General features: G+C 63.9%; 27 protein-coding genes. 18 read left to right on the forward strand and 9 right to left on the reverse strand.

The features are described 5' to 3' along the window. The 5 genes from AB5Y48_RS19835 to AB5Y48_RS19855 all read left to right on the forward strand — a co-directional run. Positions 1–221: hypothetical protein (locus AB5Y48_RS19835; protein WP_368165532.1), on the forward strand; the 221-nt coding region annotated here is incomplete at its 5' end. 144 nt (positions 222–365) lie between these two features. Beyond that, complete coding sequence (locus AB5Y48_RS19840) at positions 366–1,847, forward strand: peptide MFS transporter (protein WP_136612917.1); 1,482 nt, start codon at positions 366–368, stop codon at positions 1,845–1,847. Between the two features lie 295 nt (positions 1,848–2,142). After that, a complete protein-coding gene (locus AB5Y48_RS19845; RefSeq protein WP_168929855.1) occupies positions 2,143–2,301 on the forward strand; it encodes a DUF5993 family protein in 159 nt (52 codons plus the stop codon). A 9-nt stretch (positions 2,302–2,310) separates the two neighbouring features. Next, entirely contained in the window at positions 2,311–2,883 is a 573-nt protein-coding gene (locus AB5Y48_RS19850) for a disulfide bond formation protein B (protein ID WP_224163002.1), read from the forward strand. A 245-nt stretch (positions 2,884–3,128) separates the two neighbouring features. After that, positions 3,129–3,557: a hypothetical protein gene (locus AB5Y48_RS19855; RefSeq protein ID WP_368165533.1), complete on the forward strand. Its 429-nt coding sequence runs from the start codon at positions 3,129–3,131 to the stop codon at positions 3,555–3,557. Positions 3,558–3,648: 91 nt separating this feature from the next. Here the strand turns inward: AB5Y48_RS19855 and parC are convergent, their stop codons facing one another. From parC to AB5Y48_RS19875, 4 genes are all read right to left on the reverse strand, one after another. Then, positions 3,649–5,940: a DNA topoisomerase IV subunit A gene (parC, locus tag AB5Y48_RS19860; protein ID WP_368165534.1), complete on the reverse strand. Its 2,292-nt coding sequence runs from the start codon at positions 5,938–5,940 to the stop codon at positions 3,649–3,651. 77 nt (positions 5,941–6,017) lie between these two features. Then, positions 6,018–7,901 carry a DNA topoisomerase IV subunit B gene (gene parE, locus AB5Y48_RS19865; RefSeq protein WP_224160582.1) on the reverse strand — a complete coding sequence of 628 codons (1,884 nt, stop codon included), beginning with the start codon at positions 7,899–7,901 and terminating at the stop codon, positions 6,018–6,020. A gap of 98 nt (positions 7,902–7,999) precedes the next feature. Beyond that, on the reverse strand, positions 8,000–8,362 hold the full coding sequence (locus tag AB5Y48_RS19870) for a protein YgfX (protein WP_224162759.1): 363 nt from the start codon (positions 8,360–8,362) through the stop codon (positions 8,000–8,002). Continuing rightward, complete coding sequence (locus tag AB5Y48_RS19875) at positions 8,359–8,628, reverse strand: succinate dehydrogenase assembly factor 2 (RefSeq protein WP_050667412.1); 270 nt, start codon at positions 8,626–8,628, stop codon at positions 8,359–8,361. Before AB5Y48_RS19875 ends, AB5Y48_RS19870 begins: the two co-directional genes overlap by 4 nt. Positions 8,629–8,717: 89 nt before the next feature. Here AB5Y48_RS19875 and ygfZ point away from each other — a divergent pair, with 89 nt between their 5' ends. After that, a complete protein-coding gene (gene ygfZ / locus AB5Y48_RS19880) occupies positions 8,718–9,656 on the forward strand; it encodes a tRNA-modifying protein YgfZ (protein ID WP_368165538.1) in 939 nt (312 codons plus the stop codon). Between the two features lie 12 nt (positions 9,657–9,668). On the opposite strand, the gene AB5Y48_RS19885 is transcribed toward ygfZ, so the two are convergent. Beyond that, positions 9,669–10,568 carry a LysR family transcriptional regulator gene (locus tag AB5Y48_RS19885; RefSeq protein ID WP_060584264.1) on the reverse strand — a complete coding sequence of 300 codons (900 nt, stop codon included), beginning with the start codon at positions 10,566–10,568 and terminating at the stop codon, positions 9,669–9,671. Between the two features lie 89 nt (positions 10,569–10,657). Here AB5Y48_RS19885 and AB5Y48_RS19890 point away from each other — a divergent pair, with 89 nt between their 5' ends. Further along, the gene (locus AB5Y48_RS19890) at positions 10,658–11,077 is read left to right on the forward strand and encodes a PACE efflux transporter (protein WP_368165539.1); all 420 of its coding nucleotides are present in this window, start codon (positions 10,658–10,660) and stop codon (positions 11,075–11,077) included. Between the two features lie 48 nt (positions 11,078–11,125). Here AB5Y48_RS19890 and AB5Y48_RS19895 read toward each other — a convergent pair whose 3' ends face one another. Next, entirely contained in the window at positions 11,126–12,385 is a 1,260-nt protein-coding gene (locus AB5Y48_RS19895) for a dicarboxylate/amino acid:cation symporter (protein WP_050666186.1), read from the reverse strand. A gap of 395 nt (positions 12,386–12,780) precedes the next feature. After that, the gene (locus AB5Y48_RS19900) at positions 12,781–13,083 is read right to left on the reverse strand and encodes a hypothetical protein (protein WP_368165535.1); all 303 of its coding nucleotides are present in this window, start codon (positions 13,081–13,083) and stop codon (positions 12,781–12,783) included. A 165-nt stretch (positions 13,084–13,248) separates the two neighbouring features. On the opposite strand from AB5Y48_RS19900, the gene cutA reads away from it, so the two are divergent. From cutA to AB5Y48_RS19915, 3 genes are all read left to right on the forward strand, one after another. Further along, on the forward strand, positions 13,249–13,566 hold the full coding sequence (cutA, locus tag AB5Y48_RS19905; RefSeq protein WP_224160580.1) for a divalent-cation tolerance protein CutA: 318 nt from the start codon (positions 13,249–13,251) through the stop codon (positions 13,564–13,566). Continuing rightward, entirely contained in the window at positions 13,563–15,317 is a 1,755-nt protein-coding gene (locus AB5Y48_RS19910; RefSeq protein ID WP_368165536.1) for a protein-disulfide reductase DsbD, read from the forward strand. Before cutA ends, AB5Y48_RS19910 begins: the two co-directional genes overlap by 4 nt. A 76-nt stretch (positions 15,318–15,393) precedes the next feature. Continuing rightward, a complete protein-coding gene (locus AB5Y48_RS19915) occupies positions 15,394–15,816 on the forward strand; it encodes a hypothetical protein (RefSeq protein WP_136612909.1) in 423 nt (140 codons plus the stop codon). Between the two features lie 37 nt (positions 15,817–15,853). Here the strand turns inward: AB5Y48_RS19915 and hemE are convergent, their stop codons facing one another. Both hemE and nudC read right to left on the reverse strand, forming a co-directional pair. Next, positions 15,854–16,921 (reverse strand): uroporphyrinogen decarboxylase, encoded by a 1,068-nt coding sequence (gene hemE, locus AB5Y48_RS19920; RefSeq protein WP_050666181.1) that lies wholly within the window; start codon positions 16,919–16,921, stop codon positions 15,854–15,856. 87 nt (positions 16,922–17,008) lie between these two features. Next, positions 17,009–17,788 (reverse strand): NAD(+) diphosphatase, encoded by a 780-nt coding sequence (gene nudC / locus AB5Y48_RS19925; protein ID WP_136612908.1) that lies wholly within the window; start codon positions 17,786–17,788, stop codon positions 17,009–17,011. Positions 17,789–17,946: 158 nt separating this feature from the next. On the opposite strand from nudC, the gene AB5Y48_RS19930 reads away from it, so the two are divergent. From AB5Y48_RS19930 to AB5Y48_RS19965, 8 genes are all read left to right on the forward strand, one after another. Further along, entirely contained in the window at positions 17,947–18,429 is a 483-nt protein-coding gene (locus tag AB5Y48_RS19930; RefSeq protein ID WP_060584271.1) for an Rsd/AlgQ family anti-sigma factor, read from the forward strand. A gap of 89 nt (positions 18,430–18,518) precedes the next feature. Continuing rightward, entirely contained in the window at positions 18,519–18,899 is a 381-nt protein-coding gene (locus AB5Y48_RS19935) for a PilZ domain-containing protein (RefSeq protein WP_050666178.1), read from the forward strand. Positions 18,900–18,991: 92 nt separating this feature from the next. Then, a complete protein-coding gene (locus AB5Y48_RS19940; RefSeq protein WP_224160578.1) occupies positions 18,992–19,915 on the forward strand; it encodes a LysR family transcriptional regulator in 924 nt (307 codons plus the stop codon). 197 nt (positions 19,916–20,112) lie between these two features. Continuing rightward, the gene (locus tag AB5Y48_RS19945; RefSeq protein ID WP_136612907.1) at positions 20,113–21,240 is read left to right on the forward strand and encodes an ABC transporter substrate-binding protein; all 1,128 of its coding nucleotides are present in this window, start codon (positions 20,113–20,115) and stop codon (positions 21,238–21,240) included. Between the two features lie 45 nt (positions 21,241–21,285). Then, on the forward strand, positions 21,286–22,284 hold the full coding sequence (locus tag AB5Y48_RS19950; RefSeq protein ID WP_224160577.1) for an ABC transporter ATP-binding protein: 999 nt from the start codon (positions 21,286–21,288) through the stop codon (positions 22,282–22,284). Next, entirely contained in the window at positions 22,281–23,234 is a 954-nt protein-coding gene (locus tag AB5Y48_RS19955) for an ABC transporter permease (RefSeq protein ID WP_368165537.1), read from the forward strand. Before AB5Y48_RS19950 ends, AB5Y48_RS19955 begins: the two co-directional genes overlap by 4 nt. After that, positions 23,224–24,021 carry an ABC transporter permease gene (locus AB5Y48_RS19960; protein ID WP_005347395.1) on the forward strand — a complete coding sequence of 266 codons (798 nt, stop codon included), beginning with the start codon at positions 23,224–23,226 and terminating at the stop codon, positions 24,019–24,021. The genes AB5Y48_RS19955 and AB5Y48_RS19960 overlap by 11 nt, the downstream gene beginning before the upstream one ends. 19 nt (positions 24,022–24,040) lie before the next feature. Continuing rightward, the gene (locus AB5Y48_RS19965) at positions 24,041–25,471 is read left to right on the forward strand and encodes a gamma-aminobutyraldehyde dehydrogenase (protein WP_136612905.1); all 1,431 of its coding nucleotides are present in this window, start codon (positions 24,041–24,043) and stop codon (positions 25,469–25,471) included. The last annotated feature ends 414 nt before the right edge of the window (positions 25,472–25,885 follow it).

Here is a 25,885-nt window from a genome sequence, read left to right on the forward strand (position 1 = left end):
AAGCCCGCACGGGCTTCGCCACCCACGCCATATTTATTCATCACAACGATGTCCGGCCCCCCCTCGCCATCGGCGGACGGCCCCTGAGCCTGCCTGTCAACACCAGAAAGGAAAACAGAAAATGGATTCCCACTGCCCTCAAGCAGGGGCAGTCCGCCATTGCCAGCAAGAATAAAAAATCAAATAAAATCGATAAAAACAAATTAATCCTTCCCGATTAAATGTTAGGTATGGCTATTTGAACGACTTGGCCGCTAAATGACAGGTCTGCCTTCAGAGCGGCAAGGAAGCGCGCAAGGCTAACCGGCAACAGACCGGATGCTCTCAGGACGAGTGATGACTTTTTCTCTCACAGGAGACTGACAGTGAGCGCTTCCAACCAACACACCACCATACCCCCGGGCTCGGGGGCTCTCTTCTTTATTCAGACCTTCGCCACCCTCGGCTTTGCCGTGCTCTACTCCACCCTGGTGCTCTATGCGACCCAGCGACTCGGCTTCAGCGAAACCCAGGCCAATGCCATGATGGGCGTGTTCGGGGCCTTCAACTATGGGCTGCACCTGTTTGGTGGCTATCTGGGTGGGCGCTACCTCAGCAATCGCAATCTCTTCGTGCTGGGCATGGTGCTCCAGGTTATCGGCTGTTACGTCATCGCAGAGACGGGGGCGGACGGCCTCTACTGGGGTCTTGCCATGTTCCTGACCGGCAGCGGCCTCAACGTAACCTGCCTCAACATGATGCTGACCCAACGCTTCACCCCCGATGATCATCGCCGCGAGAGTGCCTTTCTCTGGAACTACGCCGGGATGAATCTGGGTTTCTTCATCGGCTTCTCGGTGGCGGGTTACTTCCAGCTCGCCGCGGATTATCACAGCCTGTTCCTGTTCGCGACCCTGGGCAATGTGATCGCCATCGTCGCCACCTTCGCCTGCTGGCCCATCCTGGCCGATATCAGTACCCCACTGCGCCATATCAAGGGCAGAGGCTTCTATCTTCGCATGCTCGCCGGCCTTCTCATTCTGGCCATGCTGGTGCCGGTCCTTCGCCTCCTGCTGACCCATGCCGACTTCAGCAGCCACTTCGTGCTGTTGCTCGGCCTGCTGGTGCTGGTCTTGCTCGGCGTGATGACGGCCCGCCATCAAGATGGGGCCGAGCGCAGCCGCATGCTGGCCTATCTGATCCTGGCCCTCGGCTCCCTGGTCTTCTGGTCGCTCTACCAGCTGGCCCCCATGGGGCTGATGCTCTTCTCCGAGCACAACATCAACCTCAACCTGTTCGGGCTGCAGATCGCGCCCCAGTGGATCCAGAACATCAACACCCTGGTCATCGTCATCGGTGGCCCGCTGATGGCCCTGCTGTTCAAGCGACTGCGCGAACGGGGGTGGAATATCGACATCCCCTCCCAGTTTGCCGCCTCCCTCTTCTGCATGGGGCTGGGCATGCTGGTGCTGCCACTGGGCATTCATCTGGCCGGGGCCGACGGCCTGGTCGCCTTCAAATGGATCGCCATCAGCTATGTGCTGCAGAGCCTGGGCGAGCTGCTTATCTCCCCCATCGGCTACGCCATGATTGGAAAACTGGCCCCTGCCAGCCTGCAAGGGGTCTTGATGGGATGCTGGATGATGGTGACCGGCGTCGCCTCTGTGCTGGCGGGATATGTCTCGAGTGCCATGCCGCAAAATATCGGCACGACGCCGGCTGCCACCGATCCTGGCTACAGCGCCGTGTTTGGCATGCTGGGTTGGGGCGCCACGGGCGCAGGTCTGGTGTTGCTGTTGCTGGTGCCCCGTCTGCGCCTGCTGATCGCCCCCCGGCGCGACTCCCGGGCGCAGCCCCTGGCCGCCTGACGCTTCGTGTCCGGCCATTTCCCGGGCGGGGCCCGTTGGGCCTCGCCTCTGATCACTTGCACGAGATAAATCACCCGGCGGGAATTACCCGCCATGTGACCCTTGTGTTGACGTGGGCTTATAATGGCCTTGCCGCCATGCTCTGCCCACGCCATTTATTCCCGCGCATCCCGCCCCGGGATTAATTAAATTCCGGCAGCGTCACCAGGTGCCGGGGCAATGTGCGCACCCTGTCACTCATTTCATATATACTGGTTGCACCTTTCATACTGCCCGGCCAATGAGGAAATATACGATGTATATGTTTCTACCCTTCTTGCTTGCGCTGATAACCGGTATCAGCATCCTGCTAAACAAGCGCACCGCCTCCTATCTGCTCTGGTCTCTTCTTCTGATCGTGACCCTGCTCTCGTTTATGCACCATGTGACCGACCCGCTTACCCTCTCGTTTTAGGAGCCTGCCATGACCCTCTCCACCCCTTCTGCTCCGGCACAAGAGAACGATCTGCCACCACTGCTCAATACCCTCGGATTATTGGGCGTCTCCCTGACGCTGATAGTCGCCTTCTATTACCAGCTCTACCTCTCCGAGCTTCCCTGCCCCTTGTGTCTGTTGCAACGGGCCGGCCTGATTGTGGCGGGCCTCGGCTTTATGTTGAACCTGCAATTTGGCCCCAGAGGCACCCACTACGGCATCGTGATGATCGGCGCCCTGACCACGGCCCTCATCGCCACCCGGCAGGTGCTCCTGCATATTCTCCCCGGCGATCCCGGCTATGGCTCAACCTTCCTCGGCCTGCACTTCTATACCTGGTCGCTGGTGAGCGCCCTGCTGATCATCCTGGCCGTCGCCCTGGTGCTGATAGTGAGCGACAGGTTCACCCTCTCCCTGCCCACGGTAGCCCGCTGGGGACGTATCGCCTCATTGATCTTCGTCATCCTGATCGCGGCCAATCTCGCCTCGACCCTGCTCGAATGCGGCACCGGGCAATGTGAGGATAATCCCACCTTCTACCAGCTACTCGGTCTGCGATAACCACGCCAGATGGCGAAAGCGCCTCGCTTTCGCCACTCCCCTTCCTCTGACGCCTCTATCACAACGGTGGGTGTCCCAGAATCAGAATTACGACAACCAGTTCTCGCGAACGTCTGATTACGCTTCGCTAATCAAACCTACGGCCCTAATAACGCCACCCTCACAAATAAAATATGGTTCTGATCACAAAACGTGAATCTCTTTATTGTTATAACTTCAAGGAAATACATTTAAAGAGATAAATCATGGCATCTGCTGAAGACGTTTACAGAGAAACACAAGCAAGACTTCATAGGGTTTTAGGAGCATACCTATCACTACTGGCATGGAAAGAGGGTGTCGATTGCGTAGTTATTGAACGTGAATCATTGTTAAGTTTTCTAGAGCTAGAACGCATGCGAAATGCTAGAATAGACTGGTTAAAAGAAGACCTAAAATATTTATTCAAATATGCTCACACAACTAATTATACAAAAAATGGTAACTACGCTACTCTTTATTTATCAAGGATTACAATACCAAATATTAAAGGGCTATGGCATTCAATGCCTACCAATGTAAGAATAGAAAAGCTAATAGAAAACAATATAAAAACCAAGTTAATAGAGATACCAAAAGAAAAAGACCTTTTTATTAAAATGGCCTTAATCTCAAATGGGATAGAAAAGGCATAACAATCATATTAACACTCATAGCAATACCTCATAATTAAATAACATCACCATCATTGAGAAAACATGGGCGCTTTCGCGCCCTTTCTATTAATTACCCTTCCTGATTCTCCCCTGCCACCGGCTCGGTGCCAGCGACCGGTTCGATCTCGATGCGATCCACCCGCTGCAAGCCACGGGGCAGCTTGGCGCCGCGGCGGCCGCGCTCGCCACGATAGTACTCGAGATCCGAGGGTTTCAGAGTCAGCTTGCGCTTGCCGGCAAACAGGGTGACCGACTGGCCGGCGGGCACCACGGCGAGCTGGGTGACAAACTCCTCGCGTGCCTTCACCCGGGCCGAGGGGATGCTGATGATCTTGTTGCCCTTGCCCTTGCCGAGCACCGGCAGGGTCGAAAGCGGGAACAGCAGCATGCGCCCCTCGTTGGAGATGGCCATGCAGAGATCGCTGTCCGGGCGCTTGATGGGCTGCGGCGCCAGCACCTGGCCTCCCTCCGGCACCGACAGCAGCGCCTTGCCGTTCTTGTTCTTGCCGATCATGTCTTCATAGCTGCAGACGAAGCCATATCCCGCATCGGTCGAGAGCAGATAGGGCTCCTGCTCGCTTCCCATCACCACATGGTGCACCTCTTCGCCCGGGCTTAAGGCGAAGCGACCGGTGAGCGGCTCGCCCTGGCTGCGGGCCGAGGGCAGGGTGTGTGCCTCCAGGGAATAGCTGCGCCCCAGGGTGGAGAGAAATACCGCCTGCTGGTTGCTGCGCCCCTGGGCGTCGCACAGGAAGTGATCGCCGGCCTTGTAGCTGAGGCCTGCGCTGTCCACGTCGTGCCCCTTGGCGGCGCGGATCCAGCCCGCGGCCGAGAGGATGACGGTGACCGGCTCGCTCGGGGTGAGCTCCTTCTCGGTCAGGGCCACGGCGGCGGCGCGCTCCACCAGGGGGGTGCGGCGATCGTCGCCGTACTTCTCGGCGTCGGCCAAGAGCTCCTTCTTGATGAGGGTCGAGAGGCGGCGCTCGGAGCCGAGGATGAGCTCGAGCTTGCCGCGCTCCTCTTCCAGCTCTTTTTGCTCGGCGCGGATCTTGAACTCCTCGAGCTTGGCCAGATGGCGCAGCTTGAGCTCGAGGATCGCCTCGGCCTGGGTCTCTGTGATGCCGAAGCGTTCGATCATCACGGCGCCCGGCTCATCCTCGGTGCGGATGATGTGGATCACCTCGTCGATGTTGAGGTAGGCGATCAGCAGGCCTTCGAGGATGTGCAGGCGGGAGAGCACCTTGTCGAGACGATACTGCAGGCGGCGGCGCACGGTTTCACGGCGGAAGGTGAGCCACTCGGTGAGTATGGTCTTGAGATCCTTGACCTGGGGGCGGTTATCCAGCCCCAGGATATTGAGGTTGACCCGGTAGTTCTTTTCGAGATCCGTGCTGGCAAAGAGATGCGCCATCAGGCCACCCACATCGATGCGGTTGGAGCGCGGCACTATCACCAGACGGGTCGGGTTCTCGTGATCCGACTCGTCGCGCAGGTCGGTCACCATGGGCAGCTTCTTGGCGGTCATCTGCCCGGCGATCTGCTCGAGGATCTTGGCGCCCGAGGCCTGGTGCGGCAGGGCGGTGATGACGATCTCGCCGTCTTCCAGCGCCCAGACGGCGCGCTGCTTGATAGAACCCTTGCCGGTCTCGTAGATTTTGCGGATCTCGTCACGGGGCGTGATGATCTCGGCGTTGGTCGGGTAGTCCGGCCCCTGAATGTGGGCCATCAGGGCATCGAGCCCGGCCTCGGGGTTGTCGAGCAGCTCGGCGCAGGCGTGAGCCACCTCGCGGGCGTTGTGGGGCGGAATGTCGGTCGCCATCCCCACCGCGATGCCGGTCACCCCGTTGAGCAGGATATGGGGCAGGCGCGAGGGCAGCACCTTGGGCTCTTTCATGGTGCCGTCGAAGTTGGGCACCCAGTCGGCCGTGCCCTGGCCGAGCTCGGAGAGCAAAATTTCCGAGAAGCGCGACAGGCGCGCCTCGGTGTAACGCATGGCGGCGAACGACTTGGGATCGTCCGGCGCACCCCAGTTGCCCTGACCGTCCACCAGCGGGTAGCGGTAGGAGAAGGGCTGGGCCATCAGCACCATGGCTTCATAGCAGGCGCTGTCCCCGTGGGGGTGGTACTTACCCAGTACGTCACCCACGGTACGGGCCGATTTCTTGTGCTTGGAGAGGGCCGAGAGTCCCAGCTCGCTCATGGCGTAGATGATGCGGCGCTGTACCGGCTTGAGACCGTCGCCGATGTGCGGCAGGGCGCGGTCCATGATGACGTACATGGAGTAGTCGAGGTAGGCCTTCTCGGTGAAGGCGTGCAGTGGCTGACGCTCCACCCCGTCGAGGCTCTGCTCTAGGTCACTCATGGGTTCTTCTCTTGGTTATAGGGGGCGGCGCTGGCCGCCCGAATTCGGGGGCACGGCCCGGGCCGTGCCGCTTGGGGTTACACCTCGGCGAGGTTGCCCTTCTCTTCGAGCCACTCGCGGCGATCGGAGGCACGCTTCTTGGCCAGCAGCATGTCCATCAGCTTCATGGTGGCCTCGGCGTCTTCCATGGTGAGCTGCACCAGGCGGCGGGTATTGGGATCCATGGTGGTCTCGCGCAGCTGCTTGGGGTTCATCTCACCCAGGCCCTTGAATCGGGTCACCATCACCTTGCCCTTCTTCTTCTCCGCCTCGACCCGCTCGAGCACGCCATTCTTCTCGTCCTCGTCGAGGGCGTAGTAGACCTCCTTGCCGATATCGATGCGATAGAGGGGCGGCATGGCCACATAGACGTGCCCCTTCTCCACCAGGGTGCGGAAGTGCTTCACGAACAGGGCGCACAGCAGGGTGGCAATGTGCAGGCCGTCGGAGTCCGCATCGGCGAGGATGCACACCTTGCCGTAGCGAAGGCCGCTAAGATCGTCCGAGTCGGGATCGAGGCCGATGGCCACCGAGATGTCGTGTACCTCCTGGGAGGCGAGCACCTGGCCGGCCTCGACCTCCCAGGTGTTCAGGATCTTGCCGCGCAGGGGCATGATGGCCTGAAACTCCCGGTCGCGCGCCTGCTTGGCGCTGCCGCCCGCCGAGTCACCCTCCACCAGGAACAGCTCCCCCTGCATGGGGTCGGCGCAGCCGCAGTCGGTAAGCTTGCCCGGCAGGGCCGGCCCCTGGGTGACCTTCTTGCGTACCACCGTCTTGGCGGCGCGCATGCGGCGCTGGGCGCTGGAGATGCAGAGCTCGGCGATCTGCTCGGCCAGCTCGGTGTTGGCATTCAAGAACAGGCTGAAGGCGTCTTTCACCACGCCCGAAACAAATGCCGCGCACTGGCGCGACGACAGCCGCTCCTTGGTCTGGCCGGCGAACTGGGGATCCTGGATCTTGACCGAGAGGATGTAGGCGCAGCGATCCCAGATGTCTTCCGGGGTGAGCTTGACGCCGCGCGGCAGAAGATTGCGAAACTCGCAGAACTCGCGCATGGCGTCGAGCAGCCCCTGGCGCAGGCCGTTGACGTGGGTGCCGCCCAGCGCCGTGGGGATCAGGTTCACATAGGATTCGGCGAGGCTCTCACCCCCCTCGGGCAGCCAGCACAGGGCCCAGTCCGCCGCCGAGCTCTCGGTGGCAAAAGAGCCGACGAAGGGCTGCTCCGGCAGGCAGGGGACGTTCTTGACCGCGTCCACCAGGTAATCTTTCAGGCCATCTTCATAGCACCAGGCGAGCTTGATGCCGGTGTTCTTGTCGAGGAAGGTGATCGAGAGGCCGGGGCAGAGCACGGCCTTGGCCTTGAGCAGGTGCTCGAGCTTGGAGACCGAAAATTTCGGGGAGTCGAAGTAGTGGGCCTCGGGCCAGAAGCGCACCCGGGTGCCGGTGTTGCGCCGCCCGCAGGTGCCGGTGACCGCGAGCTCAGAGGCCTTCTCCCCCTTCTCGAAGGCGATCTCGTAGACCTGGCCGTCGCGGCGCACCGTCACCTCGACCCGGGTCGAGAGGGCGTTGACCACCGAGATCCCCACCCCGTGCAGACCGCCGGAGAACTGATAGTTCTTGCCCGAGAACTTGCCCCCCGCGTGCAGCTTGCAGAGGATAAGCTCCACCCCCGAGACCCCCTCTTCCGGGTGGATATCCACCGGCATGCCACGGCCGTCGTCGATCACCTCGAGGGACTGATCCTCGTGCAGGATCACCTCGACGCTGCGGGCGTGGCCTGCCAGCGCCTCGTCGACGCTGTTGTCGATGACCTCCTGACCCAGGTGGTTGGGGCGGGTGGTGTCGGTGTACATGCCGGGGCGACGTCGCACCGGCTCCAGGCCATTAAGGACCTCAATGGCATCGGCATTGTATTGAGACATGGATTCTCGGGTCTGGGCAAAAGAGAGTTGATGGGAATCTTAACCCCTCCCCCGCAGGGGAACAAACTATGGCAGGGGTTAGCCGCCGAAATGGGGGCTCACGACAGATGAATGGCGCGGGCCAGGGCGCGGTAATCCCTATCGCCGAGTTGATCGGCGAAGAGGGCGAGTCCGCCTTGCTCGAAGCGAAGCCAGAGCAGACCCGGCAAGACGCGGCAGCGCGCCGGCTGCCAGGGGTGCCCATCGCGCCAGAGCCGCTCCCCGTCCCAGGCCAGGGTCGGGGCGGCGCGTCCCATAACCAACCAGGAACGCCACAGGGCCAGCCCCCAGAGGGGGACAAACAACCCCCACTGCCAGCCGTCAAGCCAGAAGGGGGTCGGGGCGATCAGCAACAGATAGAGCAGCAGCATCACCCCCCGCCCCCGGCGCGACGGGCGCAGTGGCAGGGGGGCGCCGGTCACAGCCTGGCGTCGTGACGGGCCTGGTTGCGCTGCAGGATGAAGGGCACCAGGGCGGCAAAATCGGGGTCGCTGGGCACGCCGTGGCCCATAAACCACTTGAAGAGATCCGGGTCGTCGCAGGTGAGCAGGCGCTCGAAGGTCTTCTGCTGCTCCGGGGTGAGGGCGTCGTATTCGTGCTCGAAGAAGGGCATCACGATCACGTCCAGTTCCAGCATGCCACGGCGGCAGGCCCACTTGAGACGGGATTTCTCGGCTGGGGTCAACATCGACATTACTCCAAGTGAAAACGGGGGGATGGTAGCAGCCCGATTTTCCGGCTGACAAATTTTCCTTCCATCTTTACCATGACGGTCACATCTTTTGCCCCTGTCGGACACCCATCATGAGTAGCCAACTGCCTGTTTTTCCAGCACAACCCACCCTCTATACCCTGCCCGGTTTCGCCGCCATCCGGCTCACCGGCGAAGAGCGGGTCAAGTATCTGCAGGGCCAGGTCACCTGTGATGTGGCGGCACTGACCCCGGGCCAGCAGACCCTGGGGGGGCACTGCGATCCCAAGGGCAAGCTGTGGAGCGACTTTCGCCTGCTCACCCTGGCGTCGGCCCTGCTGCTGGTGCTGCGCCGCTCGGCCCTGGCTCGCGAGCTGCCCGAGCTGAAAAAATTCGCGGTCTTCTCCAAGGTGGAGATCGTCGAGGCGCCCCACACATTGGCGGGCCTGGCCGGCAACGGGTGTGACGCCCTGATGGCCGACACCTTCGGCCTCACCGGCAGCGGCCTCATCCCCGGCGGCATGGCGGTGCGCCTCGAGGCCGACCGCTGGCTGCTGGCCAGCGAATCCCTGCCCGCACTGACCCTGCCCGAGGGGAGCGAGGGCGACTGGATGGGCTTTGAGATCCTCGCCGGCCTGCCCCATCTCGAGGCAGCCCATCAGGGGGAGTACATTCCCCAGATGATCAACCTGCAGGCCCTGGACGGCATCAGCTTCAGCAAGGGGTGCTACACGGGTCAGGAGACGGTGGCCCGCGCCAAGTACCGGGGCGCCAACAACCGCGCCCTGTTCCTGCTCGAAGGCAACGCCGGCCGCGAGGTGTCGGCCGGCGATACCCTGGAGCTCCGCCTCGGGGAGAACTGGCGCCGCAGCGGCATGGTGATCAATGTCTGGCAGGAAGGTGACGCCCTGCTGGTGAGCGCCGTACTGCCCAAGGATACCGAGGCCGATGCCGAGTTCCGCCTCAAAGAGGACGAGGGCTCGGCCCTGCGCCTGCGCCCCCTGCCCTACGAGCTGATCGACTAGGGAGGGGCGCCTCTACCCCTCCTCTCCCTGACCCCGGGTGCGCGCCTGTAGCGCCTCTTTCAACCAGCGCCCCGCCTGTCCGAGCGGGCGGGCGCGATGCCACAAGAGCTCGGTGCTCATGGCCGGCGGCCCCGCCAGAAAGGTGGGGGTCAGGCAGACCAGCTCACCCCGGGCCAGGGGCCCCTCCACCAGCACATCGGGGATACTGGCCCACCCCAGCCCCCGCCGTACCAGCTCCAGCACCGCCATGTCCCCCTCGGCCCACCAGACCCGGCTCGCCACCCGAAAACGCTGACGCTCCTGCCCGTCGTGGCGTCCGGTCACCATGATCTGCCGGCTCCCCTGCAGGGCGTCCAGGGTCGTGCTCTGCTGCCCGGCCAACGGGTGAGAAGGGGCCACGACCAGCGGCATGGTGACCCGTCCCAGCGGGGCCGCCACTATATCGGGTGAGGGGGCCAGTTGCTCATAACTGATCCCCAGCTGGGCACGCCCCGAGAGCAGCAGCTGATGAAGATCCTCGAGCAGGGGAAAAAGCAGCTCCAGCTCCACCGTCGGGAAGCGCAGGGAGAACGCCTCCAGCAGATCCCCCAGCCAGGGGAGCCAGGTGTCGTCGTCGACGGCCAGGGTGAGACGGGGCTCCACTCCGGCGGCCAACTCACCGGCCAGGGCCGTCAGTTCGCCACAGCGCGCCATCACCAGACGCGCCTCGGCCAGGATCCGCTCCCCCTGAGGGGTGAGGCGCGGCATCCGGCCACTGCGATCGAACAGGGTGAGATCGAGATCGATCTCCAGATTGGCAATGGCACTGCTCACTACCGACTGGGCCTTGCCCAGATGGCGGGCCGCCGCCGAGAAGGAGCCCTGATCCGCCACCACCAACAGGGTGCGCAACTGTTCCAGAGAGGGGGTCATCTATCGCCTTTATAGATAGGTTCTAACTTAGTTCTATCGTTACTCATCGATATAGTGCCGGCAACCCCCTACCGGAGTGAACCAAGATGATGAGAAACGGATCGGACCGGCTGCGCCATACCCTGGGCTTTGAACTGCTCGGGGTCGCCCTCTGCGCCCCTCTGGCCAGCTGGTTACTGGGCCTGGAGCTGGGCCACACCGGGGTGATGGCCATCGGCCTCACCCTGATCGCCACCGTCTGGAACTATGGCTATAACCTGATGGTGGATCGCTGGATGGCGCGCCACCTGGGGCGAGTCGAGAAGCGCTGGCACGAGCGGCTGCTGCACGCCCTCGGCTTCGAGGGGGGACTGCTGCTCATCAGCCTGCCGCTCATCGCCTGGTGGCTCTCACTCTCCCTGTGGCAGGCGCTGCTGATGGATCTGGGCTTCGCCCTCTTCTATCTGGTCTACGCCTTCTTCTACAACCTGGCCTACGACAAGATCTTCCCCATCCCCCAGAACGCCTGAACGCAAAGAGGCCCGCAATCGCGGGCCCCTGTGTGGCTTGGGAAGGGATCAGGCGGCGGCCTGCTCCTCCTCGGCCACGGCTTCGATGCCGTTCTCGCTCTTGGCGACCACCACGCAGACGGCGGTGTCACCCACCACGTTGGAGGAGGTGCAGAACATGTCATTGATGCGATCCACCGCCATGATGATGGCCAGGGCCTCCATGGGCAGACCGAGTTGCATCAGCATCACACCGATCATCACCACACCACCACCCGGCACACCGCCCGCACCGATGGAGAGGATCAGCACGGTGAAGCCGATGGCCAGCAGGTCGCCGGTATGGATGGTGGCGCCGGTGGCGTTGGCCACGAACAGGGTCGCCAGGGTGATGTAGATGGAGACACCGGACATGTTCATGGTGGCGCCGAGCGGCACGCCGAAGCCGGCGATGGACTTGGAGACACCAAACTTCTCAACCAGGGTACGCATGGTCACCGGGATGGTGGCGTTGGAGCTGGCGGTGGAGAGGGAGAAGAGCACCTGCTCACGGGTCTTGCGACGGAACTCGGAGGGCTTGACCCCGGCCATCACCCACACCAGCAGGGGGTAGACCACGAAGATCCAGACCACCAGCATGGCCACCACCAGTATCACGTAGCTGGCGACGGAGAGCAGGGTCGACGCTTCCATGGTGGCACCCAGTTGCAACATCAGGGCAAAGACGCCGTAGGGAGCCAGCTTCATCACCAGGCCGACCAGCTTCATCATCACCTCGTTGGCGATCTTGAAGGTGTTGACGGCCGGACCGCCGCGGTGATCCAGCGCCTGGATAGCCAGACCGGTCAGGATCGCCATGAAGATGATCTGCAGCATGTCACCGGAGGCAAAGGCCTGGATCGGGTTGCTCGGCACGATATTCATGATCATCTTGCCGATGTCCGGGGTGGTGGTGTCGCCGATGTCGACCGCCTGGGCCGCCAGCGGCAGATGGGCACCCAGGCCCGGCTGCAGCAGCAGGCCGACGGTCAGGGCGGCGGTGATCGCCAGCACGGTGTTGGCGATATAGAGGAAGAAGGTCTTGGAGCCGAGGCGACCGAAGCTCGCCACGTCCTTGAGCTCACACACCCCGCATACGATGGAGATGTAGACCAGGGGGATCACCATCAGCTTGATGAGGGAGACGAACATGCCGCCCACACCGCTGGCGGTCCCGACGACCCACTCATTGAGCAGGCCATTGCCCGGGAACAGGTACTGGATGGCGGTGCCGATCAAGAGCCCCACGAAGAGGCCGATGAATATACGGGAGGAAAGCGACTTTTCCATTATTGGAGACTCCTGCGTGTCTGTATTTTCCGTGTCTGTCTGTTGTCGTTTTTTTAGCCTGTATCACTGGAGTGATGGCGCGACACAGATTTAACATCCATGAAACAACTTTTCCACTAGCAGCGAATATGACTACTCGAGCCTGTGAAGGGCCTCACAATAACAGCGTTAATCACCGCATGGAACGGCCTGGGCAGCACATAAACCCAAACGAACCCCATCATGATTTAGTGGCAAGCACTGATGGAGCGACAGGTTTATGGCATTTTTAGCTGGTTAAATTCGAAAGGTTGGTTTTAAAAACCAAAGCAAACGTAACATTGCAGCAACAAAAAAGTTGAAAGTCGCCAGAGAAAAGCAGAAAGAGAGGCCGGTTTGAAAACCGGCCGGAGGGGTCAAGCGGGATCATCCTCCATCTCGGGCTCGGCAAGACGCGCCTCGACATCGGCCAGGGCCTGCTGCAGCAAGGCTCGCGCCGCCAGCTGATCCCCCTTGTGCAGACGCTCGAAGAGGTGCTGCTGGATCACCCTGTGAAGCTGCTCCACCGTCACCGGCTCGAGCTCTTCCTTCTCCAGCTCTGCATTCAGTTCATCGACCGTGCTGCGCAGCAAGCCGTGCAGTTGGGCCAGCATGCGCCGCTCCCCGTCACGGATCAGGTTCAGTCTGCGAATCTGCTGCTGTTCATTGTTGTGCGTCATAAGTGTCCTTTGTCATCCACATCCCCCAACATCCAGCTGGGATTTTGCACCCGACACGGGGCGTCGTCCACCACCCGTCGAGGGGGGATTGCGCAGGCTGAATGGCTGTCATTTTGATGGCCGACTTGTATAGTAGTGACCTCGTTTCACAGACCCGATCCAGCCATGACCGAAGCCATAGTGGTGCTCTGCACCTGCCCCGATGCCGCCAGTGCCGACCGCCTCTGTGAGGCCCTGCTCGAAGCCCGTCTCGCCGCCTGTATCAACCAGCTGCCCGCCGTCACCTCGGTCTACCGCTGGGAAGGCAAGGTAGAGCGCGCCAGCGAGATCCAGCTGATCATCAAGAGCACGGCCCGCCATCAGGGCGCCATCACAGAGTGCATTCTGGCCCATCACCCCTATCAGGTGCCGGAGATCCTCACCCTGCCCGTGGCCGGCGGTCACGCCCCCTATCTCGCCTGGCTGGCCGAGGAGACCCGATGATCCGTCTGCTCCTTCTGCTCGCCTGTCTGCTGGGCACCACCCTGCCGACCCAGGCAGCCTCGAACGATCTGCTCGGTGCCCTCGGTATCGAGCAGGCTCCCCGTTTTCTCAAGGTGGATGAGGCGTTTCGCCTGGAGAGCCGCCAGGAGGGAAAACAGCTGCTGCTGACCCTGCAGATCGCCGACGACTACTACCTCTATCGCCACCGCTTTTCCTTCAAGGGTGAGGGGGTGACCTTCGCCGAGCCCGAGCTCCCCGCCGGCCTCCCCCATGAGGACGACTTCTTCGGCAAGAGCGAGATCTACACCCAGAGCGTCACCATTCCCCTCACCCTGCTCACCGCAAGCGAAGGGGGCAGGGTGCACCTCTCCTATCAGGGGTGCACCGAGGGACTCTGCTACCCGCCGACCGACAAGATCATCACCATTGAGCCCATCGCGGCCGACGCACCGGCCGGGGCACCCGACACGACGACCCGGGCCGCCAGCGAACAGGAGCAGTTGGCCGCGACCCTCGGCAGTCAGGGGTTGTGGCTGAGCGTGGCCGCCTTCTTCGCCCTGGGGCTGGGGCTCGCCTTCACCCCCTGCGTCTTCCCCATGTATCCCATCCTCACCGGCATCATCGCCGGGGCCGGGGCACGCCTCTCTACCGGCCGCGCCTTCGCCCTCTCCATGGCTTATGTGCAGGGGATGGCGGTGACCTATACCCTGCTCGGTCTGGTGGTGGCCTCGGCAGGGCTGCAGTTCCAGGCGGCCCTGCAGGCGCCGGCCATGCTCATCACCCTGTCAGTGCTGTTCGTGCTGCTCGCCCTCTCCATGTTCGGCCTCTACACCCTGCAGCTCCCCTCGGCCCTGCAGACCCGACTCGCGGGTCTGTCCAACCGCCAGCAGGGAGGGAGCCTGGCCGGCGTCACCCTGATGGGGATGATCTCCGGGCTGGTCTGCTCCCCCTGCACCACGGCTCCCCTCTCGGGGGCACTGCTCTACGTGGCCCAGAGCGGCGATCTGCTGCTCGGGGGGGCCGCTCTCTACGCCCTGTCACTTGGCATGGGGTTGCCCCTGCTGCTGCTCGGTACCTCGGGCGGTCGCCTGCTGCCCAAGGCGGGCGCCTGGATGGATCGCGTCAAGCAGCTGTTTGGCTTCGCCCTGCTGGCGGTGCCCCTGCTGTTGCTGTCACGCCTGTGGAGCGACCAGGTGACCACCCTGGCCTGGATTGGCTGGGTCCTGCTGCTGTGTGGCTATCTCTATCACCACAATCAGCACGCCCCCCACTCCCCCTGGCGCAGCGTGCGCGGCTTCGTGCTGCTGCTCGCCATGATGGGCGCCGTGGTCACCGCCCACGACACCTGGCGCGGCACCTCGCTGGCCGTGGCTGCCCCCGAGGCGCCGCAGTTTATCCGTATCAAGCGCGGTGACGATCTGACCGCCCGTCTGGCCGAGGCCAGGGGCAAGCCGGTGCTGCTCGATCTCTACGCCGACTGGTGCGTGGCCTGCAAGGAGTTCGAGCACAAGACCTTCAGCGATCCGGCCGTGCGCCAGCGTTTTAAGAACATGGTGCTGCTGCAGGCGGACGTGACCGCCAACGACGATGACGACGTCACCCTGCTCAACGACCTCAAGGTGCTGGGGCTACCGACCCTGATCCTCTTCGATCGAGAGGGCAAAGAGGTGCCCGGCAGCCGCATCACCGGCTTTATGGAGCCGGCACCGTTCGCCCGGCGTCTGGATCAGGTGCTGGGAGAGCAGCCGTAACCGGGGAGAGGTTTCCCCTCGGCCTCCCCCGTGGCACAATCGCGCCTCCCGTTTCGCGCTGTATTCCGGAGTATTCATGAAGAGATGGTTTTGGCTGCTTGCCCTGCTGCTCGGCGCGTGCAGCTCGGGGCCCGGAGCGGATGAGGTGAAGCGGCTGGTGCAGGCCCATCTGCAGGCCGAACTCGGCAGCGCCCTGGTGGAGCCGGTGGATCTGACCATAGTGGAGCAAAGTGAGACCCAGGAGGGGCTCTACAAGGTGGCGGTGCGCTATCAGCTCCACTTCCTCAAGGACTTTGCCGAACTCGATACCCAGAGCAACGACGATCTGGTCTACGACGGCAATGGCAAGTTTCACCAGGATCTGCCCCTGATGACCCTGGAATCCCGCTACGGGGAGTTCAAGGCGGGGGAGCGCAGAGCGCAGGAGAGCACTCTCTGGGTGGTGCGCACCGAGCAGGGGTGGCGGCTGGCAGAGCCGGTCGCCGCGCCACACAGCTGATAGAACAAAGGGCCCGAACGGGCCCTTTTTGTTGCCATCAGCCCCCGTGATAGGGGCGTGAGAGCTCGTGTACCGCGTCGACGAAGACGCCGGCGTGGGCCGGGTCCACATCCTGATGGATGCCGTGACCCAGGTTGAAGACGTGACCGGTGCCCTTGCCGAAACCGGCGAGTATGCTCCCCACCTCTTCACGGATGCGCGCGGGTGAGGCGTAGAGCATGGAGGGATCCATGTTGCCTTGCAGGGCAACCTTGTCACCGACCCGGCGCCTGGCGTCCGCAATATCGGTGGTCCAGTCCAGCCCCAGGGCATCGCAACCGGTGGCGGCAATCTGCTCGAGCCACTGGCCACCGTTCTTGGTAAACAGGGTGACCGGCACGCGGCGACCGTCGTGCTCGCGGATCAGGCCATCGACGATCTTGTGCATGTAGTGCAGGGAGAAGTCGCGGTAATCGCGGGGGGTCAGCACCCCACCCCAGGTGTCGAACACCATCACCGACTGGGCACCGGCGCGGATCTGGGCGTTGAGGTAGAGGATGACGCTGTCGGCCAGCTTGTCGAGCAGCAGGTGCAGAGCCCGGGGATCGGCGTACATCATCTGCTTGATCCTGGTGAAGGCCTTGGAGCTGCCCCCCTCCACCATGTAGGTGGCCAGGGTCCAGGGACTGCCGGAGAAGCCGATCAGCGGCACCTCCCCCTTGAGCTCGCGGCGGATGGTGCGCACCGCGTTCATTACATAGCCGAGCTCGTCTTCCGGATCCGGTACCGGCAGGGCCTGCACGTCGGCCAGGGAACGCACCGGGCGCTCGAAGCGGGGGCCTTCCCCTTGCTCGAAGTAGAGTCCGAGACCCATGGCATCCGGCACGGTGAGGATGTCAGAGAAGAGAATGGCGGCATCGAGCGGGTAACGACGCAGGGGCTGCAGAGTCACCTCGCAGGCCAGCTCGGCGTTGCGGCACAGGGACATGAAGTCACCGGCCTGGGCACGGGTTGCCTTGTACTCCGGCAGATAACGGCCAGCCTGGCGCATCATCCATACCGGGGTCATGTCGACCTCCTGGCGCAGCAGGGCGCGCAGGTAACGATCATTCTTCAGTTCACTCATCCCTACATCCAATCTGGTATCGAAAGTGCAACATTGTACCACCCCGGGGCCGTGGGCGGGACCGCCAAAGTGTGAGAGAGCGCAAAGTCAGGAGGGCTCGCCCTCGATGGCCGCCAGGGTCAGGGCGATAAGCCGGCGGGCTATGGTGCCGTGGGGCGGCAGACGGGGCAGGGCCCCGGCCCGAAAGAAATCCGCATCCACCAGCTCCTCCTCCTGCAGCGTCAGCTCACCGCTCTCGTAGTCGGCCAGAAATCCCATCATCAGGCTGTGGGGGAAGGGCCAGGGCTGGCTCGCCACATAACGGATGTTGGTGACCCGGATGCCGCTCTCCTCGAACACCTCGCGTGCCACACACTGCTCCAGGCTCTCCCCGGGTTCGACGAACCCCGCCAGCACTGTGTACATGGGATCCACCGCCTGATGGTGGCGACGGTGGGCGGCGAGCAGGATCTCGGGGCCACGGCGCACCGCCACTATGATGCAGGGGGAGAGACGCGGATAGACGGTGTGCCCCTCGCGGCAGACCATGGCCCACTCCCGATCAGCGGGGACCGCCGGGGCTCCGCAGTGGCCGCAGAAGCGGTGGCTGCGGCGAAAGTTCACCAGCTGCCAGGCGCGACCGGCGAGGCGAAAGGCCTCCTCGTCGCCGGCCTCCATCAGGGAGCGCAGGGGGGCAAAGCCCTCTCCCGGCTCCCCCTCCCCCAGATCGAGCAGATAGCAGGGGCGCCCCTGCCAGTGATCGAAAGGCTCGGCGCGGCGATCGGCGAAGGCGGCGGGCACGACTCCGGGCAAGCGCCCCTCTTCAAGCCACAGGCGAGCCTCACCGCCCAGGATGAACCAGAATCCCGACTCGCTATTTAACCCCATGATCTGAATGCCTTTTGTCCATGAACAACCGAAAGGACATGGTACTCCCGGGGAGACGGGCTGCATATCCTCTTCATCCGGCTATTGACGCTCGCGGGGAATTTACATAGTTATAGATTTGTTAGAGTGCCGCATCGTGCATGCACCATGGAGGGGATATGCTGAGCAAACTGGAGCAGACCAGGCAGAAATATGCGGGGCAACACAGCGCCATCGATGCCTTTCTCGACGCCCGCCAGACCCTGCTGGTGGAGTATATGAAGCTGGCGGGACTGTCGGCCCAGCGCAGCAAGGCGCGCTCCCTTCCCTGTTGTGACGCCATCACCGGCTTTTGCGATCTGCTGGTGGACTATGTGAGCGCCGGGCACTTCGAGATCTACGACCATGTGATGCACGCCTACGAGAACGCCAAGGGTGAGCAGCTGGAGCTGGCCCAGAGCATCTATCCCAAGCTGCGCGCCTGCACCGACTTCGCCTTGCGCTTCAACGACAAGTACGCCGATGCCCAGGAGGATGAGCTGCTGAGCCTGGACGAGGATCTCAACCGCCTCGGCCCTGTGCTCGAGGAGCGCTTCCGCCAGGAGGACCAGCTGGTCAAGGCGCTGCAACTGCTCGAGCAGTTGACCGCCCCCACCCAGTAGGTCGTTTTTCCGAGTCAGCTCACTGCCGCCCCTCGCGGGCTGGGTTACACTTGGCAAAGAGATGACCGGCAACCATTGAGGAGAGCCACATGTCCGAGCGCCGCCGCTTCTCGCGGATCCTCTACTCCACCCCCGCTCGCCTGAGCCAGGGTGAGCGCCACTGGCAGACCGAGCTTATCGACATCTCCCTTCAGGGGGCCCTGATCCGCCGCCCGTCTGACTGGAGCCATGGGGAGAGCCTCGACTACCACCTCACCTTCCATCTCGCCGGCAGCGAGATCGAGATCAAGATGGAGGTGGAGCTCTCCCATCTGGACGACGAGAAGCTCGGCCTCTACTGCCACCACCTGGATATCGACAGCGCCACCCACCTGCGCCGCATGATTGAGCTCAACGTCGGCGACGAAGATCTGCTGCACCGGGAACTCGAAGAGCTGCTCGAAGAGCATCTCGAACACCCCCACCCCTGATACGCGGGGCCTTCGGGCCCCGCCGTTTTTAGCCCCCCACCCCATGGTCGCCGCCGGTCAGTGCGGCAAGAGAGCCCGAGGCAGGACGCCCGATGAACTTCACCTTTCGCCAGGTTCGCTACTTCGTGGCGGTGGCCGATTGTCTCTCGGTCAGCCGCGCCGCCCAGGAGTTGCACATCTCCCAATCCGCCGTGACCGGCGCCATTCGCGAGCTCGAAGAGGGGGTCGGCGCCACCCTGTTCGAACGGGGGCCGCGCGGCGTGACCCTGACCCCCCAGGGGCACCAGTTCCTGTTGCACGCCCGCCGCATCCTCGGCGCCATGAGCGACGCCGCCCACTCCCTCAAGGGGACGGCGAAGGAAGAGGAGGGGCGCCTCACCATCGGCGTCACCAGCCTGGTGGCGGGTTATTACCTCTCCGACGCCCTCGGCCGCTTTCGCCGCCTCTTTCCCGGGGTGAACATAGAGGTGAAAGAGGATGAACAGGCCTTTCTCGAGCATCAGATCGTCAACGGCGAGATCGACGTGGGGCTCTTGATGACCAATCGCACCATTCGCCACGAGGCCTTTGAGACCGAGCTGCTGACCCGCTCCCCCCTGCGCCTCTGGCTGCCGGCCAACCACCCCCTCTGCGCCCAGCCCAGCCTCTCCCTCACCGAGCTGGCCGAGGAGCCCCTCATCGCCCTCACCGCCGATCAGATGGAGCAGGTGATCCAGGCGGGCCTGCGCCGCTATGGCCTTCGCCCGCGCATCGTGCTGCGTACCGGCTCGGTGGAGGCGGTGCGCAGCCTGGTCACCAGCCACCTGGGACTGGCCCTGCTGCCAGATTTTGCCTATCGCCCCTGGTCTCTGGAGCAGGAGCGGGTCGAGGCGCGGGAGATCAAAGAGCCCATCCCGGCCATCGACATCGGCCTGGTGTGGCGACGCGGATCCCACCTGCCCTGGGAGGCCAGGGAGTTTATCGAGATCGCCAAGGAGCAGGGGCGGCTACGCGCCCGGCTCGGCCCGAACCGATAGCGCTGCGAACCGACAGGAGCGCAGGGCCTGCGCCACCATGTAACAAGCGGGCTTCATTCGAAGTCGATATCACTTTTCCCGATAGCTACCCGCCTAAAAATTGAAATTCTCATTACGCGCCCCCTCTCCTACGCTCATCAGTGCGTTAACAGGATGTTAATCACCCAACACCCCATACAAGATGCAAGGAGAGCACCATGAGAGCGCGCGCACTCTGCCTCGGATTACTGGCCTCATCACTGCCGCTGCACGCGGCACCGCAAGGAGAGGGGCAGGTCGATATCGTCGCCTGGGCCGGCTATGTGGAGCGGGGCGAGACCGACAAGAACTACGACTGGGTCACCGGCTTCGAGAAGGCCACCGGTTGCAAGGTAACGGTCAAGACCGCCGCCACCTCCGACGAGATGGTGGCCCTGATGAACGAAGGGGGCTTCGATCTGGTGACCGCCTCGGGGGATGCCAGCCTGCGCCTCATCGCCGGTGGCAAGGTGCAGCCCATCGATCTCTCGCGCATCCCGAGCTGGAACAAGATAGACCCGCGCCTGCAAAACGCCACCTGGCACAAGGTGGGCGGCAAGCACTACGGGGTGCCCTACCAGTGGGGCTCCAACGTCTTGATGTACAACACCAAGGTCTTCCCCAAGGCGCCCGACTCCTGGTCCGTGGTGTTCGAGCCCCAGACCCTGCCGGACGGCAAGCCCAACAAGGGGCGCATCCAGGCCTTCGACGGCCCCATCTACATCGCCGACGCCGCCCTCTACCTGATGACCCACAAACCCGAGCTCGGTATCAAGGACCCCTATGAACTGAACGAGGATCAGTACAAGGCCACCCTGGATCTGTTGCGCCAGCAGCGCCAGCTGGTGGGGCGCTACTGGCACGATGCCTTCGTGCAGATCGACGACTTCAAGAACGAAGGGGTGGTGGCGTCGAGCTCCTGGCCGTTCCAGGCCAACACGCTGGCCGCAGAGAAGCAGCCCGTCGCCACCGTGGTGCCCAGGGAGGGGGTGACCGGCTGGGCCGACACCACCATGCTGCACAGCGAAGCCAAGCACCCGGTGTGCGCCTACCAGTGGCTCGAGCACTCCCTCAATCCCAAGTTGCAGGGGGATCTCGCCGCCTGGTTTGGCTCTGTGCCCGTGGTGCCCGCCGCCTGTCAGGGTAACGCCCTGCTCGGGGACAAGGGGTGCCAGACCAACGGCGCCGACAACTTCGACAAGGTGCACTTCTGGCGCACCCCCACCACCCAGTGCCAGACCCAGAGGGCCTGCGTGCCTTACTACCGCTGGGTCTCCGACTACATCGCCGTGCTCGGCGGCCGCTGATCCTGCCGGGCCGGTCACGCCGGCCCCTCACTTCGGAGTCAATCCATGCACGCGGTACAGTTTGAACGGGTGAGTCGCCACTATGGGGCCGTCAAGGCGGTAGACCAGGTGTCGCTCGCCATCGCACCGGGGGAGTTTTTCTCCCTGCTGGGACCGAGCGGCTCGGGCAAGACCACCTGCCTGCGCATGCTGGCCGGGTTCGAATACCCGACCGGCGGCACCATTCGCCTCTTCGGGGAGGCGTGCTCCACCCTGCCCCCCTACGAGCGCCCCCTCAACACCGTCTTTCAGGACTACGCTCTGTTTCCCAACATGAACGTGCGCGACAACATCGCCTACGGCCTGATGATCAAGGGGGTCGACAGGGCCGGTCGCTATCGCCGCGCCGACGAGATGCTCGAGCTGGTGCGCCTGCCCGGGGTGGGCGATCGCCACCCGGGCCAGCTCTCCGGCGGCCAGCGCCAGCGCATCGCCATCGCCCGCGCCCTCATCAACCAGCCGCGGGTGCTGCTGCTCGACGAGCCCCTCGGGGCGCTCGATCTCAAGCTGCGCGAGCAGATGCAGCTCGAGCTCAAGGCCTTGCAGCGCCAGCTCGGCATCACCTTTATCTTCGTCACCCACGATCAGCAGGAGGCGCTCTCCATGAGCGATCGCCTCTGCATCTTCAATCAGGGGCGCATCGAGCAGGTGGCGGCCCCCGAGACCATCTACGACACCCCGGCCACCCCCTTCGTGGCCCGCTTCGTCGGCAGCGTCAACCTGTTCGAGGGCGAGGCCGCCCGCCGCCTCACCGGCCACAGCGGTCAGGTGATGGTGCGCCCGGAGCGGATCCACCTCGCCACGGCCGGCACCCCGGGCTGGTCCGGCGAGGTGCGCGAGGTGGAGTACCTCGGCCCCTACGTGCGCTACCGGGTGCGTATCGACAGCGACATCGAGCTCATCGTCAACCACCCCAACGAGGGACAGGCCCGCCTGCCGCTCGGGGAGCGGGTCTCTCTGAGCTGGGCGGCCCCCGCCGTGCACGCCCTGGGAGCAACCCCATGAACAGTGCAAGCCTGACCATGCCAAGCCATGCCCCCCGCGCCCCCCTGCGCCGGCGCCTCTCGACCCTGCTCTACGGCCGCTCCGGCCTGCTGCTGGGGATCCTGCTCGGGCCGCCCCTCATCTGGCTCGGCCTCATCTATGCCGGCTCCCTCCTGATGCTGCTCTCCAACGCCTTCTTCGGCCTCGACGAGTTCAGCGGCCAGATCCGTTATGCCTTCACCTGGCAAAACTTCATCGACCTGGCGCGTCCTGAGAACCGGGACGTGATCCTGCGCACCCTGACCATGTCCCTGCTGGTGACCCTGGCCTGCGCCCTGCTCGCCTTCCCCATCGCCTACTACATGGCGCGCTACACCCGGGGGCGGCAGCGGGCCTTCTTCTACATCGCCATCATGCTGCCGCTCTGGTCGAGTTATCTGGTGCGGGTCTACGCCTGGAAGCTGCTCCTGGCCAAGGAGGGAGCCATCAACTGGCTGGCCGGTCAGCTCGGGCTGGACGGCGTGCTGCAGGCCCTGCTGAGCCTGCCGGCCATCGGCGGCCCGTCGCTCTCGTTCTCGCGCCTGGGCACCTTTATCGTCTTCGTCTATGTCTGGCTCCCCTTCATGATCCTGCCGATCCAGGCGGCGGTGGAGCGGATCCCGGTCTCGCTCATCGAGGCGAGCGCCGATCTCGGCGCCACCCCGGGCCAGACCTTCCGCACCCTGCTGCTGCCCCTGGCGCTGCCGGGCGTGGTGGCGGGCTCCATCTTCACCTTCTCCCTGACCCTGGGGGACTACATCATCCCGGGCATCATCGGCAACTCCACCCTCTACATCGGGCAGGTGGTCTACATGCAGCAGGGCACGGCCGGCAACCTGCCATTTGCCGCCGCCTTCTCCCTGGTGCCGATCCTCATCATCGCCATCTACCTGACGGTGGCCAAACGTCTGGGGGCCTTCGATGCGCTTTGACCGAGCCGGGAGCGGATTGCGCCTCGCCGCCTATGGCGGGCTCGCCTTCCTGCACCTTCCCATGCTGTTTATCTTCCTCTATGCCTTCACCACCGAGAGCAAGAGCTACCAGTTCCCGCCCCCCGGCCTCACCCTGAAGTGGATTGGGGTCACCCTGGAGCGGCCCGACGTGTGGCGCGCCATCCGCCTGTCCCTCGAGGTGGCGAGCCTCGCCACCCTGGTGGCGCTGCTGCTCGGCACCCTGGCGGCGGCCGCCATCGCCCGCAGTCGCTTCTTCGGCCAGGAGGTGGTGTCACTCCTGCTGATCCTGCCCATCGCCCTGCCGGGCATCGTCACCGGGCTGGCGCTGCGCTCGGCCTACGGGGTGCTGGAGATCCCCTTCAGCTTCTGGACCATCGTCATCGGCCACGCCACCTTCTGCGTGGTGGTGGTCTACAACAACGCCCTGGCGCGCTTTCGCCGCACCCATAGATCCCTTATCGAGGCGTCGATGGATCTCGGGGCCGACGGCTTTCAGACCGTGCGTTACGTGATCCTGCCCAACATCGCCACGGCCCTGCTGGCCGGCGGCATGCTGGCGTTTGCCCTGAGCTTTGACGAGGTGATCGTCACCACCTTCACCGCAGGCCAGCAGACCACCTTGCCCATCTGGATGTATCAGGAGCTGATCCGCCCGCGCGATCGGCCGGTCACCAACGTGGTCGCGCTCATCATAGTCGCGGTCACGACCGTGCCCATCCTGCTCGCCTATTACCTGACGCGCGACGGCAACGACGCCGCTCGCTAACCACCAAGGAAGGTTTTCTATGAAGATATCGACCCAGCAGCTTATCGATGGCCAGTTCGTCACGGGAGAGGGCCAAAGCGAGCCCGTGCTCAACCCCGCCACCGGCGAGCTCATCGTCGCCCTGCCCGAGGCCTCCTTCGAGCAGGTGAGCCGCGCCGTCAACGCCGCCCAGCGCGCCTTCGGCAGCTGGCGCCACACCACGCCGGCCACCCGCAGCAACCTGCTGCTGCGCCTGGCCGCCGCCATCGAGGAGCACGCCGAGGAGCTGGCGGCGCTGGAATCCCTCAACTGCGGCAAGCCCTACGCCGCCGTGCTCGGCGACGAGCTGCCGGCGGTGGTTGACTGCTTGCGCTTCTTCGCCGGCGCCGCCCGCTGCCTGCACGGCCCCCTGGCCGGCGAATACCTGGACGGCCACACCAGCATGATCCGCCGTGACCCCATCGGCGTGGTGGGCAGCATAGCCCCCTGGAACTACCCCCTGATGATGGCGGCCTGGAAGATGGCCCCCGTGCTCGCCGCCGGCAATACGGTGGTGCTCAAGCCCTCGGAGCAGACCCCGCTCACCGCCCTGCGCCTGGCGGAGCTGGCCAGCGAGATCTTCCCGCGCGGGGTGGTCAACGTCATCTGCGGGCGCGGCGAGAGCGTGGGGGCCCCCCTGGTGGAGCACCCCCTGGTGCGCATGGTGTCGCTCACCGGGGACATCGCCACCGGCCAGAAGATCTTGCAGAGCGCGGCGCGCACCATGAAGCGCACCCATCTCGAGCTCGGCGGCAAGGCGCCGGTGATCGTCTTCGACGACGCGGATCTCGAGGCCGTGGTGGCGGGCATTCGCACCTTCGGCTTCTACAACGCGGGGCAGGACTGCACCGCCGCCTGCCGCATCTATGCCCAGGGCAAAATCTACGACAAGTTCGTCGCCGCTATGACGGATGCGGTGGCCTCGATCCGGGTGGGCAGCCAGCACGAGGAGGGGGTCGAGATGGGGCCGCTCATCTCGGACCGTCAGCGCCACCGGGTGGCCAGCTTCGTCGAGCGAGCCGTCTCGAGCGGCCACATGGAGGTGACCACGGGCGGGCGGATGCGCGCGGGCAACGGCTTTTTCTACGAACCGACCCTGATCGTCGGCGCCCGTCAGGAGGACGAGATAGTGCGCCGCGAGGTGTTCGGCCCCGTGGTCTCGGTGACCCGCTTTAGCGACGCCGAGCAGGTGGTACAGTGGGCCAACGACTCGGACTACGGCCTCGCCTCTTCGGTCTGGACCCGGGATCTGGGGCTGGCCCACAGGGTGGCCGCTGGCCTTCAGTACGGCTGCACCTGGATCAACACCCACTTTATGCTCGCCACCGAGATGCCCCACGGGGGGATGAAGATGTCGGGCTACGGCAAGGATCTCTCCCTCTACGCGCTGGAGGACTACACGGTGCCGCGGCATATTATGGTGAAGTTGTAGCCGACGCCCCGGGAGGTGCTCGGTCGAGCTCCTGGCCTACGACGGGCCCCTGCATGCGAGGGCGCTGCCCTCGAAAGGGGTTCGCCCGCCCATCTGGAGGCGCTCAGTCGAGCTCCTGGCCTACGACCAGCCTCTCGATGCGGCTGCGCCGCATTGGACACGAGGGCTCCGCCCTCGACATTTTTTCGCCCGCCCTGCGGGCTTTGGCGAGTGACTTCTTGCTGGCCCAAGAAGTCACCAAGAAGGCCTTCCCCCGCCAATCCGACCGCGATGCGGTTTCCCTCGGCTCAGTCGCAAGGTCGGACGGACCGCCGCAGATGGGGCATCCATGCCCCGCTGCGGCTGCGCCATCATCCTGATGGCGCTCCTGACCTTGCGCCCTCACCTCGGCGGATTGAAGGGGGAGCCAATACC

The sequence above is a fragment of the Aeromonas sp. R6-2 genome, assembly GCF_040908155.1.
In the GTDB taxonomy this organism is placed as follows: domain Bacteria; phylum Pseudomonadota; class Gammaproteobacteria; order Enterobacterales; family Aeromonadaceae; genus Aeromonas; species Aeromonas schubertii.

What these genes read in the sequence shown, in the direction of transcription:
- AB5Y48_RS19845 (WP_168929855.1), top strand. Translation starts at nt 2,143, where the DNA reads ATGTATATGTTTCTACCCTTCTTGCTTGCGCTGATAACCGGTATCAGC.
- AB5Y48_RS19850 (WP_224163002.1), top strand. Translation starts at nt 2,311, where the DNA reads ATGACCCTCTCCACCCCTTCTGCTCCGGCACAAGAGAACGATCTGCCA.
- AB5Y48_RS19855 (WP_368165533.1), top strand. Translation starts at nt 3,129, where the DNA reads ATGGCATCTGCTGAAGACGTTTACAGAGAAACACAAGCAAGACTTCAT.
- parC (WP_368165534.1), bottom strand. Translation starts at nt 5,940, where the DNA reads ATGAGTGACCTAGAGCAGAGCCTCGACGGGGTGGAGCGTCAGCCACTG.
- parE (WP_224160582.1), bottom strand. Translation starts at nt 7,901, where the DNA reads ATGTCTCAATACAATGCCGATGCCATTGAGGTCCTTAATGGCCTGGAG.
- AB5Y48_RS19875 (WP_050667412.1), bottom strand. Translation starts at nt 8,628, where the DNA reads ATGTTGACCCCAGCCGAGAAATCCCGTCTCAAGTGGGCCTGCCGCCGT.
- AB5Y48_RS19885 (WP_060584264.1), bottom strand. Translation starts at nt 10,568, where the DNA reads ATGACCCCCTCTCTGGAACAGTTGCGCACCCTGTTGGTGGTGGCGGAT.
- AB5Y48_RS19890 (WP_368165539.1), top strand. Translation starts at nt 10,658, where the DNA reads ATGAGAAACGGATCGGACCGGCTGCGCCATACCCTGGGCTTTGAACTG.
- AB5Y48_RS19895 (WP_050666186.1), bottom strand. Translation starts at nt 12,385, where the DNA reads ATGGAAAAGTCGCTTTCCTCCCGTATATTCATCGGCCTCTTCGTGGGG.
- AB5Y48_RS19900 (WP_368165535.1), bottom strand. Translation starts at nt 13,083, where the DNA reads ATGACGCACAACAATGAACAGCAGCAGATTCGCAGACTGAACCTGATC.
- cutA (WP_224160580.1), top strand. Translation starts at nt 13,249, where the DNA reads ATGACCGAAGCCATAGTGGTGCTCTGCACCTGCCCCGATGCCGCCAGT.
- AB5Y48_RS19910 (WP_368165536.1), top strand. Translation starts at nt 13,563, where the DNA reads ATGATCCGTCTGCTCCTTCTGCTCGCCTGTCTGCTGGGCACCACCCTG.
- AB5Y48_RS19915 (WP_136612909.1), top strand. Translation starts at nt 15,394, where the DNA reads ATGAAGAGATGGTTTTGGCTGCTTGCCCTGCTGCTCGGCGCGTGCAGC.
- hemE (WP_050666181.1), bottom strand. Translation starts at nt 16,921, where the DNA reads ATGAGTGAACTGAAGAATGATCGTTACCTGCGCGCCCTGCTGCGCCAG.
- nudC (WP_136612908.1), bottom strand. Translation starts at nt 17,788, where the DNA reads ATGGGGTTAAATAGCGAGTCGGGATTCTGGTTCATCCTGGGCGGTGAG.
- AB5Y48_RS19930 (WP_060584271.1), top strand. Translation starts at nt 17,947, where the DNA reads ATGCTGAGCAAACTGGAGCAGACCAGGCAGAAATATGCGGGGCAACAC.
- AB5Y48_RS19935 (WP_050666178.1), top strand. Translation starts at nt 18,519, where the DNA reads ATGTCCGAGCGCCGCCGCTTCTCGCGGATCCTCTACTCCACCCCCGCT.
- AB5Y48_RS19940 (WP_224160578.1), top strand. Translation starts at nt 18,992, where the DNA reads ATGAACTTCACCTTTCGCCAGGTTCGCTACTTCGTGGCGGTGGCCGAT.
- AB5Y48_RS19945 (WP_136612907.1), top strand. Translation starts at nt 20,113, where the DNA reads ATGAGAGCGCGCGCACTCTGCCTCGGATTACTGGCCTCATCACTGCCG.
- AB5Y48_RS19950 (WP_224160577.1), top strand. Translation starts at nt 21,286, where the DNA reads ATGCACGCGGTACAGTTTGAACGGGTGAGTCGCCACTATGGGGCCGTC.
- AB5Y48_RS19955 (WP_368165537.1), top strand. Translation starts at nt 22,281, where the DNA reads ATGAACAGTGCAAGCCTGACCATGCCAAGCCATGCCCCCCGCGCCCCC.
- AB5Y48_RS19960 (WP_005347395.1), top strand. Translation starts at nt 23,224, where the DNA reads ATGCGCTTTGACCGAGCCGGGAGCGGATTGCGCCTCGCCGCCTATGGC.
- AB5Y48_RS19965 (WP_136612905.1), top strand. Translation starts at nt 24,041, where the DNA reads ATGAAGATATCGACCCAGCAGCTTATCGATGGCCAGTTCGTCACGGGA.